This window comes from Streptomyces sp. NPDC046887 (genome assembly GCF_040644755.1).
GTDB lineage: Bacteria > Actinomycetota > Actinomycetes > Streptomycetales > Streptomycetaceae > Streptomyces > Streptomyces lichenis.
This window is the reverse complement of the sequence record NZ_JBEYXH010000012.1, coordinates 46,414-57,408: the sequence shown is the minus strand read 5'-3', so window position 1 is coordinate 57,408 and position 10,995 is coordinate 46,414. Positions and strand designations below refer to the sequence as shown.

At 73.4% G+C, this 10,995-nt stretch carries 12 protein-coding genes; 1 reads left to right on the top strand and 11 read right to left on the bottom strand.

Annotated elements, in window-relative coordinates; translation table 11 throughout:
• Window positions 1-557 precede the first annotated feature (557 nt).
• From ABZ945_RS14435 to ABZ945_RS14425, 3 genes are all read right to left on the bottom strand, one after another.
• The gene (locus tag ABZ945_RS14435) at window positions 558-1,286 is read right to left on the bottom strand and encodes a VIT1/CCC1 transporter family protein (RefSeq protein ID WP_361268311.1); all 729 of its coding nucleotides are present in this window, start codon (window positions 1,284-1,286) and stop codon (window positions 558-560) included.
• Window positions 1,287-1,469: 183 nt separating this feature from the next.
• Complete coding sequence (locus ABZ945_RS14430) at window positions 1,470-2,180, bottom strand: ribonuclease H (protein WP_361268308.1); 711 nt, start codon at window positions 2,178-2,180, stop codon at window positions 1,470-1,472.
• A gap of 105 nt (window positions 2,181-2,285) precedes the next feature.
• Window positions 2,286-2,948: a GPP34 family phosphoprotein gene (locus tag ABZ945_RS14425; protein WP_361268305.1), complete on the bottom strand. Its 663-nt coding sequence runs from the start codon at window positions 2,946-2,948 to the stop codon at window positions 2,286-2,288.
• 164 nt (window positions 2,949-3,112) lie between these two features.
• Between ABZ945_RS14425 and rbsK the strand changes: the two genes are divergently transcribed.
• Window positions 3,113-3,997: a ribokinase gene (gene rbsK, locus ABZ945_RS14420; protein WP_361268302.1), complete on the top strand. Its 885-nt coding sequence runs from the start codon at window positions 3,113-3,115 to the stop codon at window positions 3,995-3,997.
• A 91-nt stretch (window positions 3,998-4,088) separates the two neighbouring features.
• Here rbsK and lgt read toward each other — a convergent pair whose 3' ends face one another.
• The 8 genes from lgt to ABZ945_RS14380 all read right to left on the bottom strand — a co-directional run bounded on the left by lgt (window position 4,089) and on the right by ABZ945_RS14380 (window position 10,814).
• A complete protein-coding gene (gene lgt, locus ABZ945_RS14415; RefSeq protein ID WP_361268299.1) occupies window positions 4,089-5,120 on the bottom strand; it encodes a prolipoprotein diacylglyceryl transferase in 1,032 nt (343 codons plus the stop codon).
• 96 nt (window positions 5,121-5,216) lie between these two features.
• Complete coding sequence (locus ABZ945_RS14410) at window positions 5,217-6,116, bottom strand: thioredoxin domain-containing protein (RefSeq protein WP_361268296.1); 900 nt, start codon at window positions 6,114-6,116, stop codon at window positions 5,217-5,219.
• Between the two features lie 125 nt (window positions 6,117-6,241).
• The gene (trpA, locus tag ABZ945_RS14405; protein ID WP_361268294.1) at window positions 6,242-7,057 is read right to left on the bottom strand and encodes a tryptophan synthase subunit alpha; all 816 of its coding nucleotides are present in this window, start codon (window positions 7,055-7,057) and stop codon (window positions 6,242-6,244) included.
• Window positions 7,054-8,400, bottom strand: a complete 1,347-nt coding sequence (gene trpB / locus ABZ945_RS14400; protein ID WP_361268561.1) for a tryptophan synthase subunit beta — start codon at window positions 8,398-8,400, stop codon at window positions 7,054-7,056. Before trpB ends, trpA begins: the two co-directional genes overlap by 4 nt.
• 163 nt (window positions 8,401-8,563) lie before the next feature.
• Window positions 8,564-8,893: a tryptophan synthase subunit(beta) gene (locus ABZ945_RS14395; protein ID WP_361268291.1), complete on the bottom strand. Its 330-nt coding sequence runs from the start codon at window positions 8,891-8,893 to the stop codon at window positions 8,564-8,566.
• A gap of 12 nt (window positions 8,894-8,905) precedes the next feature.
• Window positions 8,906-9,715, bottom strand: a complete 810-nt coding sequence (gene trpC / locus ABZ945_RS14390) for an indole-3-glycerol phosphate synthase TrpC (RefSeq protein WP_361268289.1) — start codon at window positions 9,713-9,715, stop codon at window positions 8,906-8,908.
• Between the two features lie 168 nt (window positions 9,716-9,883).
• Window positions 9,884-10,438 carry a DUF2752 domain-containing protein gene (locus ABZ945_RS14385; protein ID WP_361268287.1) on the bottom strand — a complete coding sequence of 185 codons (555 nt, stop codon included), beginning with the start codon at window positions 10,436-10,438 and terminating at the stop codon, window positions 9,884-9,886.
• A gap of 100 nt (window positions 10,439-10,538) precedes the next feature.
• Window positions 10,539-10,814: an HGxxPAAW family protein gene (locus ABZ945_RS14380; protein ID WP_248636308.1), complete on the bottom strand. Its 276-nt coding sequence runs from the start codon at window positions 10,812-10,814 to the stop codon at window positions 10,539-10,541.
• Window positions 10,815-10,995: the final 181 nt, after the last annotated feature.

The window sequence follows — 10,995 nt, the reverse complement described above, 5'->3', positions numbered from 1 at the left end:
CGACGTTGGCCCTCCGCAAAATTTCGTGCAGGTTACATGATGGACGCCATCTCGGAAAGCGGATAGCTCATTCCAGCATGCGGACAACACGGGGTGGTGCGAGGTGCTGCGGGTGGTGCTCTGCGGGACCCACGGGCAGGGCGGAGACGGCGGAGCCAGGTGTACGGAGGCCAGATCTTGTCGTCCTCGGCGCCCCCGGCAGCGGCTCGGTGCTGGGGCCGGTCCGACGGCCCGTGGAGGTGGCGCGGGCTTCGTTGCCCGCGGCGCTAACGGCTCATGCCCACGTCCATGGAAATCGAAACCGCCGGCCTGAGCGGCTACCTATGAGCCGCGACGCATAGTCTCTCATCGGCATGGCGCATGGTGCTATTGGATGTTCGTCACAACGCTGGCGGCGGTAGCGGCCCTGCTGGTGGTGCGATCCGGGGTGTCCGGCGGCTTCCACGGTACGGCCAACCGGCCGCCCCCGCCCATCGAGCCCCGAACACCCGCGCGACTATGTCAGACCGCCGCCCGACGGAGAGCTGGGGCGCTGATCCCGGCACCAGGCCCCTGGGTCAGACCGCCGCCCCGAACAGCGCGCCCAGCCCGTAGGTCAGCGCCGCCGCGGCCCCGCCCAGCAGCAGCTGGCGCAGCCCGCTGTACCACCAGCTGCGCGCGGTCACCCGGGCCACCACCGCACCGCAGGCGAACAGCCCCAGCAGCGCCAGCAGCACCGCCGGCCACAGCGCGGCGGCACCCAGCAGATACGGCAGCACCGGCAGCAAGGCGCCCAGCGCGAACGACCCGAACGAGGACACCGCGGCGACCAGCGGCGAGGGCAGGTCGTCCGGGTCGATGCCCAGCTCCTCCCGGGCGTGGATCTCCAGCGCCTGCTCCGGGTCCCGGGACAGCTGCATGGCGACCTCGCGGGCGAGCGCCGGCTCCACCCCGCGCGCCGCGTACAGCGCGGCCAGCTCCTCCATCTCGTCCACCGGGTGCTTGCGCAGCTCGCGCCGCTCGACATCCAGCTCGGCCTGGACCAGCTCGCGCTGGGAGGCGACCGAGGTGTACTCCCCGGCGGCCATCGAGAAGGCACCGGCAGCCAGGCCCGCCAGCCCGGTGATCACGACGGTCTGCTGGGAGGCGGCCCCGCCGGCCACCCCGGTCATCAGCGCCAGGTTGGAGACCAGGCCGTCCATCGCGCCGAACACGGCCGGCCGCAGCCAGCCGCCGTTGACATCACGGTGGGTGTGGTTGTCGCGATGCGCCTCATGGAGCGTCGCCTCGGTCTCGATGATGGACACACTTCTCCCCGGCGGTACGTGGTACGTAAAACGGCGGGGCCGAATCAGTGGTCCGACTCCCCCTCGACGCCCTCGAACTTACGCCCGATGTAAGGGGCGCGCCAGCAAGGCAGGCTTTACTTACCGATCATCGCCGAAAGCTCGTTTACGCAGGTCAGGTACGCCTTACCGGGGAGCGAGCGGTCAGGCCGGGGAGTCGGCGGCCGCCCGGCAGGCGGGGTGGCCCCAGCGGGTGCCGAGCTTGGTGATCGACTCACCGGCGGCGTATGGCGCGCCGCATGGGCAGGTGCCGAGGAACTTCGCCTTGATGGTCCGCGTACCGCCGCTCCCGGAGCTCCCGGAGCTCTTACGGGCCGGGCGGCCGGCCTTCCCGCCTCCACCGGCCGGGGCGGCGCGCTCCGGCGCGGGCTCGGGCACCTCGGTGTCGCCGTGCGCGGTACCGGCGGCCCGCTGGCTGACCGCCGCGTCGCTGGCGGCCTGGTCGGCGATGGCGTTCAGCCGGTCACCGTCCACCCGGTGGGCGGGCACATAGCGGAACTCCACGTCCCGGTCGGCCAGCAGCGAGTCGATGCCCTGAACCAGCTCCTGGTTGGCGACGGGCTTGCCGGCCGCCGTCTTCCAGCCGTTGCGCTTCCAGTTCGGCAGCCACTGGGTGACCGCCTTCATGGCGTACTGGGAGTCCATCCGCACCTCCAGCGAGGTGCCGACGGGCACCGACCGCAGCAGTTCGAGCAGCGCGGTCAGCTCTCCCACGTTGTTGGTGGCGCGGCCGAGCGGACCGGACTCCCAGCGCTCGGGCCGGCCCTCCCCGTCGGCGATGACCCACGCCCAGGCGGCCGGACCCGGATTTCCCTTGGCCGCCCCGTCACAGGCGGCGATGATGCGATCGGACATTCCCCCGATCATGCCGTACGGCGCCCCGCGCCCCGACCTCGGGCCGGGTCAGTGCATCCAGCCCACCCGGTCAGTGCGTTCGGCCCGGCCACCCGCGGCCCCGGGTCAGATCAGCACCACGGCCACGGTCGTCGCGGTGACGGCCACCATCGCGGCCTGCGTGTTCCTGATCGCCTCGCGGACGCCGTCGCCGGCCCACTGGCCCTCGGCGATCTCCGCCATCCGCGGCTCGACCCGCCCCCGGTCCACGCCCGGGAAGGCGATGCGGTGCAGCTTGGCGGCGTGCAGCAGGGCGACCAGGCCGCCGGTGCGAACGTCGGGCTCCGCCCCGTCCAGGACGACGGACTCCAGCCGGGCCCGCAGTTCGCGCTCCACCGAGCCGTCGGCCTCCGGATACCGGCGGACCGGGAAGAGCCCGAGCACCCGGCTGCGCTCCTCGCTGACCAGCCCGCGCCCGCACAGCGACTCCACGGTCGCGGCGACCGCCTTCGACTGGTCCTTGGTCAGCCAGTCGGTCACCTTGCGCGGGCTCTTGTGCGCCGTCCACTCACGCAGCAGCTCCAGCCGACCGTCGAGCAGGGCCGTCCCGGTCGGCGAGGTGTCGATCACGGCCAGCCTGCCCTCGGCGACCGAGACCCGCTCCGCCATGGCCAGCTCCAGCAGCGCACCGCTGGCCGCGGCCCACCCGGCCGACGACCGCTCCTTGGCGGCCCCGGACTCGTCGTCCAGCGAGAGCAGGGCGATCTCCTCGCCCAGTGTGACGGCCATCCGTTGTCTCCTTGATCATCCGTGGTCACCGGTGTGACGCCGCGAGGGCGCCGGACGGTTCCCCGACCCGCCGTGCCCACCGCCCATCCCCCGCGCTCCAGGGCCTGGACGGCACCCTGGAACGGCCCCCGTTTCGATCTTCGACAGCAGGAGAGACGTCGCCCATGACCCACATCGTGGTACTCGGCTCCGCCAACATGGACCTCGTCGCCTATGCGAGCCGCGCGCCCGGACTCGGCGAGACCGTCACCGGCCGGGAGTTCCGCACGGCACCCGGCGGCAAGGGCCTCAACCAGGCCGTCGCCGCGGTACGCGCCGGCGCCGAGGTCTCGATGATCGGCGCGGTCGGCTCCGACCAGTACGGCGCCGTACTGCGCGCCTCCCTTCAGGGCGCCGGGGTCGACATCGACCTGCTGCGCACCGTGGAGGGACCGTCCGGTACGGCGCACATCACCGTGGACGACGAGGGCCGCAACGCCATCGTGGTGGTCCCCGCGGCCAACGGCACCGTCGAGTCCCTGCTCCCCGGCGACGAGACGCTCATCGCCACCGCCGACGCCCTGCTGCTCCAGCTGGAACTGCCACTGTCCGCGGTGGTCGAGGCCGCTCGGGCCGCCCGCCGCCACGGGGTGCGCACCATCCTCACCCCGGCACCCGCCCGCCCGCTGCCGCCGGAGCTGCTGGCCGCGACCGACCTGCTGGTGCCCAACGAGCACGAGGCCGCCGCGCTCACCGGGATCGCCGACCTGCACGGGGCCGCCGAGGAACTGCTGCGGCACGTCCCGCAGACCGTGATCACCCTGGGCGCGGCCGGCAGTCTGCACGCCGCCCGGGGCGCCGACCCCGTCCTGGTGCCCGCGCCCGAGGTGGACGCGGTGGACACCACGGCCGCCGGCGACACCTTCACCGGCGCCCTGTCGGTCGCCCTGGCCGAGGGCCGGCCGGTACGGGACGCCCTGGCCTGGGCCTCCTCGGCCGCCGCCCTCTCGGTGCAGCGGCTGGGCGCCGCACCCGCCATGCCGTACCGCAAGGAGATCGACGCTCTCTGAGGCGCCTCAGGCATGACGCCGAGAGGGGCGGCCACCGAGATCGGTGACCGCCCCTCCCCACAACCCCTACGGGCTCCGGGCACTCCCCCGGTCAGCCCTTGCCGGCCGCCTTCGACGCGTCCCCGGCGGGGTTGGACGCCGTCGTACCGCCCGCGGCCGACTCCGGCGTACCGTCCGTGGCCTTCGCCGTACCGACAGAACCGGCGCCGCCGGAACCGTCCTTCTCAGCCTCAGCCTCAGCGCCCGCCGCGGCCGTGCTGTCCTTCTCCGCATCCGCCTTCGCCGCGTCGGCCTTGGCCTGGTCGGCGAGGGCCGCGGGCTCCACGACCTCCTCCCGGCCGGGCCGCACCCGGGCCGAGATCACGATGTACGCGACGGCCAGCAGGAACACCACGATCGCGGTCCATACGTTCAGCCGCAGGCCCAGGACATGGTGCGCCTCGTCCACCCGCATGTACTCGATCCAGCCGCGCCCGGCGCAGTAGGCCGCCACATACAGGGCGAACGCCCGGCCGTGGCCCAGTTTGAAGCGGCGGTCGGCCCAGACCACGAGCAGGGCGACACCGACGCACCACAGCGACTCATAGAGGAAGGTCGGGTGGTACAGCCCGGCCTCGCGGTTGGCGCCCGCGCTGATCTTCAGCGCCCAGGGCAGATCGGTGGGCTTGCCATAGAGCTCCTGGTTGAACCAGTTGCCCCAGCGGCCGATGGCCTGGGCCAGCGCGATTCCGGGGGCGATGGCGTCCGCGTAGGCGGGCAGCGGGATGCCGCGGCGGCGGCAGCCGATCCACGCGCCCACCGCGCCCAGCGCGATGGCGCCCCAGATCCCGAGGCCGCCCTCCCAGATCTTGAAGGCGTCGACCCAGTTCTCGCCCTCGCTGAAGTAGAGCTGGTAGTCGGTGATGACGTGGTAGAGCCGTCCGCCGACCAGGCCGAAGGGCACGGCCCAGACGGCGATGTCGGCCACCGTGCCGGCGCGGCCGCCGCGGGCGATCCAGCGCCGGTTGCCGAACCAGACGGCGACGAAGACACCGACGATGATGCAGAGGGCGTAGCCGCGCAGCGGGATGGGTCCGAGGTAGACCGCACCGGACGACGGGCTGGGGATATAGGCAAGGTCCATGGCAGCACTGACGCTACCCTGCCGGGCGGTGCCCACGGCAACCCGCCCGGCAAAGACTGGATAACACCCCAGGGCGGCTCAGGCCCCCGGCGACTCCTACTCCTCGAAGCCCGCGGCGCCGTTCCCCGGCCCGGTGTCCTGCCCGGCGGCCGGTGAGGAGGAAGCGGAGGCGGCCGGGGAGGGCGGGACGGGGGTGGCGGTGCCCGGGCGCTTGCCCTTGTTGGCCTCGGCGACCCACTTCTTCAGGTTCTCCGGGGAGATCTGCTCGTTCCCCTTGGTCGGGAAGACCGATTCGCCGTTGAGCAGCACGGTGGGCGTGCCCCGGAAGTCCCCGCTGCGGAAGGCCTCGTTCGACTTGTTCACCCAGCCGTCATGGCTGCCGTCGGCGACGCAGGAGCGGAAGGCCGGGGTGTCCAGCCCCGGCACCTTGGCGGCCAGCTCGAACAGCTTGCCGTCGGCGGCGAAGGCGTCGTCGGGCTCCGGCGGCTGGTTCTGGTAGAGCACGTCGTGGTAGGCGGTGAACTTCCCGCCGTCCTGGGCGCAGGCGGCGGCGTTGGCCGCGTTGAGCGAGCCGCTGCCGCCCATGTTGCCGTCGATGATGGTGGCCAGGTGGTACTCCGCCTTGATCTGGCCCGACTCGGTCAGCTGGTGGATGGTGTCCCGGAAGGCGTTCTCGAACTGGGCGCAGGCCGGGCAGCGGAAGTCCTCCCAGATGGTGAGCGTCGAAGGGGCGTCGGTGGCGCCCACGGTGATCGACGGCTGCTCCCCGCCGGCCGCCCCGGACGGCACGCTGACCGCGCCGGAGCCGGAGCCGTCGCTGGAGCCGCCGGTGTTGGCGGCGATCAGCCCGGCGACGGCGGCCAGCCCGAGCACCCCGACGACGGCGGCCGACACGATCAGCGTGCGCCTGCGCCGGTCGCGGGACCGCTCCCGCTCGCGTTCCTCTTGGAGGCGTTCGCGCGCGCTCCGCTTGCCTGCGTTGTTCTTCTCGCTCACGTCCGGCAAACGAACCGGGGAGGCACCCGCGTGCCTCCCCGGTCCACTTCCATCCCTTCGGGTGACGGGCCCCCGGCCGCTTTACCCGGCCCCGGCCCCGGTCGCCGTCAGGCGTTCCGTCGCCGTCAGGCGTTCCGCCGCACGCCCCGGGCGAGGTCGGCGGCCAGCTCGCGGACGGCGGCCAGTCCGGCGGCCTCGTCCTCCGCGTCCAGCAGCCGCTTGACGAACGCGGAGCCCACGATCACCCCGTCGGAGAAGGCGGCCACCTCGGCGGCCTGGGCCGCGTCGGAGACGCCCAGGCCCACGCAGACCGGCAGTTCGGTGGTGGCGCGGGTGCGGCGGACTAGGTCGGCGGCCTGGGCGCCGACGGAGGCGCGCGTTCCGGTGACGCCCATCAGCGAGGCCGCGTAGACGAAGCCGGAGCCGGCCTCGGTGATGGCGGCCAGCCGGGCGTCCTTGCTGCTGGGCGCGACGACGAACACGGTGGCCAGCCCGTGCTTGTCGGCGTGCTCCCGCCACAGCGCGGACTCCTGGACGGGCAGGTCGGGCAGGATGCACCCGGCGCCGCCCGCCTCGGCGAGCTCGGCGGTGAAGCGCTCGACGCCGTAGCGGTCGATCGGGTTCCAGTACGTCATGACCAGCACTGGCTTACCGGTGGCCTGGTGGGCCTCGCGCACCGTGCGCAGCACGTCGGCGATCCGCACCCCGCCGCGCAGCGCGATGTCGTCGGCGGTCTGGATGACCGGGCCGTCCAGCACCGGGTCGCTGTGCGGAAGCCCGACCTCCACGATGTCAGCGCCGCCGTCCAGCACGGCCTTGACGGCCGCGATGCCGCCGTCCACGGTCGGGAAGCCTGCCGGGAGGTAGGCGATCAGCGCGGCCCGGTCCTCGGCCTTGGCGGCCGCCAGGGTCTCGGTCAGCAGTCGGATGTTCCCGCTCACTTGCTCTCCCCCAGTCCCCGCTGGTCGGCGGTGTCGCGCTGGATCTCGGCTCCGCCGTCCTCGGCGGAGGCGTCGGCCTCCACCGGCGCGTCCGTCACCGGCCCGCCTTCCGTTGCCTCTCCGTCGTACAGCCCGAAGTAGCGGGCGGCGGTGTCCATGTCCTTGTCGCCGCGGCCGGAGAGGTTGACCACGATCACCGCGTCCGGGCCCAGTTCCCGACCCAGCTCCAGGGCGCCGGCCAGGGCGTGTGCGGACTCGATGGCCGGGATGATCCCCTCGGTACGCGAGAGCAGCCGCAGCGCCTGCATGGCGGCGTCGTCGGTGACGGCCCGGTACTCGGCGCGCCCGGAGTCCTTGAGGTAGGCGTGCTCGGGGCCGATGCCCGGGTAGTCCAGTCCGGCCGAGATCGAGTACGGCTCGGTGATCTGGCCCTCGTCGTCCTGGAGGACGTAGGAGCGGGAGCCGTGCAGGATGCCGGGCTCGCCCGCGGTGAGTGTGGCGGCGTGCTCGCCGGTCTCCACCCCGTGCCCGGCGGGCTCGCAGCCGACCAGCCGGACATCCGCGTCCGGGATGAAGGCGTGGAACAGGCCGATGGCGTTGGAGCCGCCGCCGACGCAGGCCACCACGGCGTCGGGCAGCCGCCCGGTGCGCTCCAGGGTCTGCCGGCGGGCCTCCACGCCGATGACCCGGTGGAAGTCGCGGACCATAGCCGGGAAGGGATGCGGCCCGGCGACGGTGCCGAAGAGGTAGTGGGTGCGGTCGACGTTGGCGACCCAGTCGCGGAACGCCTCGTTGATGGCGTCCTTCAGGGTGCGGCTGCCGGACTTCACCGGGATGACCTCGGCGCCGAGCATCCGCATCCGGGCGACGTTCAGCGCCTGGCGCTGGGTGTCGATCTCGCCCATGTAGATGGTGCACTCCAGGCCGAACAGGGCGCAGGCGGTGGCGGTGGCCACGCCGTGCTGCCCGGCGCCGGTCTCGGCGATGACCCGGGTCTTGCCCATCCGCCGGGTCAGCAGGGCCTGGCCCAGCACGTTGTTGATCTTGTGGGAGCCGGTGTGGTTGAGGTCCTCGCGCTTGAGCAGGATCCTGGCGCCGCCGGCGTGCTCGGCGAACCGGGGCACCTCGGTCAGGGCGCTGGGCCGGCCGGTGTAGTGGACGAGCAGCTCGTCCAGCTCGGCGGCGAAGGCGGGGTCGGACTTGGCCTTGTCGTACTCGACGGCCACCTCGTCCACGGCGGCGACCAGCGCCTCGGGGATGAAGGCGCCGCCGAAGGCGCCGAAGTAGCCCTCGGCGCTGGGGACGGACCCCTCGGCGTCGGGGATGAAGAACTCACTGGGCATGCGGAAACGCTCCTGTACGGGGCGGATGCCCCGGATGCGGGCGGGCTCGGGTGGTCGACCGGTGGCGTCCACCTCCGCGTACCCCGCCATGAGCCGTCCGTACGCCGTCCGGAACGCCCTTCCGCGGGCGTACGGGTATGGCGGGGCGGCCGTCGTTCAGGGGTTACGCGGGGAGGTGGGCGCCGAGCGGGCGCCATCGCATGCCGTTCACCTGGCCGGGCTCGTCGCCGATGACGTAGCGGACCCGGCGGCCGTGCACCCGGCGGGCGGGGGCGCGGCAGCCGCGCGGCCGGCAGCCGCGAGCGAGCCGGGCGTACGGATCACGCGGCGCACCCCCGTATACCTCGGGAACGTACGGATCACGCGGCGCACCGCCACGCGAGTCCGGGACCACAGGACCGGCGACCGCGCACCCGGACGGCCCGGCGGCCGGGCGCACGGGGCGCGCGGCGGTCGGGTCCGAGGCGGTGGCGGTCATCGCGGTCGTGGTCATGGCCCTGAGGTGTCAGCCCCGTCCGTGGCGCAGCGCCGGGTGGGCGCCGGCGGCGACCAGGTCGGCCACGGCCGACTTGGGGTCGCGGCCGGTCACCAGGGACTCGCCGACCAGTACGGCGTCGGCGCCCTCGTTGGCGTAGGCGATCAGGTCGTGCGGGCCGCGCACCCCGGACTCGGCGATCTTGACGATATGCGCTGGGATCTCCGGAGCGACCCGCTCGAAGGTGCCGCGGTCGACCTTGAGGGTCTTGAGGTTGCGGGCGTTGACGCCGATGATCCTGGCGCCGGCGTCCACCGCGCGCTCGACCTCCTCCTCGTCGTGCACCTCGACCAGCGGGGTGAGGCCGATGGAATCGGCCCGCTCGATGAGGGAGACCAGCGCGGGCTGGTCCAGCGCGGCGACGATCAGCAGGGCGAGGTCGGCGCCGTAGGCGCGGGCCTCCCACAGCTGGTAGGCGGTGACGATGAAGTCCTTGCGCAGCACGGGGATGTCGACCTTGGCGCGGACGGCCTCCAGGTCGGCCAGGGAGCCGCCGAAGCGCCGCTGCTCGGTGAGGACCGAGATCACGGCGGCGCCGCCGGCCTCGTAGTCGGCGGCCAGTCCGGCGGGGTCGGCGATCGCGGCCAGCGCCCCCTTGGACGGGCTGGACCGCTTGACCTCGCAGATGACCTTGACGCCGTCGCCGCGCAGTGCGGCCACGCCGTCCTTGGCCTGCGGTGCCTTGGCGGCCCGCTCCTTGAGCTCGTCGAGGGAGACCTGTGCCTGTCGCTCTGCGAGGTCGGCGCGGACGCCGTCGATGATCTCGTCGAGCACGCTCACGCGAGAGGCCCCTTCCAGGTCGGTGTCACGGGACCGGAACCGGTCACGTCGATGGTATCCGCAGGTGGGTCGAAGCTTCGCATCCGGTTGACGCCGCAGCGCCACCAGACTCCTGACACGCGCCCCTGACCTGGGGTTTTCCGCCGATCGGCGGAAGGTACGGCCGTCTCACGGTGCGAGAGCCGCCCCGAACGGCAGATTGCGGACCACCGCGAAGACGGCCAGCAGGGCACCGGTGGCCCACCACCACACCGGCGTGATCGTGACGCGCACCGGCCGGGCGCGGACGGCCGCGGTCAGCCACCAGACCATCCCCGCGGCGAAGACCAGATAGCCCAGGACGGCGGCGGCGTTGGCGCCGAGCGCGGCGGGCAGGTCGCCGTGGATGAAGGCGTGGGCGCTGCGCAGCCCGCCGCAGCCCGGGCAGAGGACGCCGGTGAGGCGGAACAGCGGGCAGACCGGGTAGTGGCCGGGCTCGTTGGGGTCGACCGCCCCGACGTAGGCGAAAGCCGCCGCGACGGCGGCGAGGGTGCCGACCGGCGCGGCCAGCCGCCGCGCGAGCGAGCGCGGCGCGGCGCCGGGTCCGATTCCGGTTCCGGGTCGGGGGCCGGTGTCGGTTCCGGTTCGGAGGTCGGGTCGGGGGCCGGTCCCGGTTCCGGTTCCGATTCCGGGGCTGGTTCCGGGGCGCGGGGTCGCGGGGGTCGTCTCCATGGCGTCGTCCACCGGGCGATTGTCCCCGTTGCGACGGAAAGGCGCAGCCCGGCCGGGGCCGGACCGCGCCTGGAAGGCCTTGGGGAAGGCCGGTTCGCCCGGACGGGTCAGGTCAGGCGTGGGCGTCGGCCTTGGCGGTCTCGGGGGTGCTGTCCCGGCGGGCCGCCGCCTCACGGGCGCGGATGAGGTCCGGCGACTCCTTGGAGCCGAGGCCGGCGAGCTTCATGGCGCCGCCCACCACACCGCCGAGCAGGATCACGCCGATGCCCACCCAGCAGAGCACGGGCTTGTTGGCCACCATGAAGGCGCCCGCGACGCAGAAGCCGACGAAGGAGATGATGCTTCCGGTCCAGGCGGCCGGGGTGTGTCCGTGGTCGGTGCCCGCCATGAGTTGCTCCTTGTTGATGTTGCTCGGTTACGGCCCCGCCGGGTGCGGACGCTCGGGGTCATTGTCCCGCACCCGTGCGTCCGGAGTGATCCGGGGGTGGGCACCGGACGGGGCGGCGGACGGACACCGACCGGGACGCCCACGAAGCGCCGACCGGGCGCCGACCGGACGCCGACGAGGC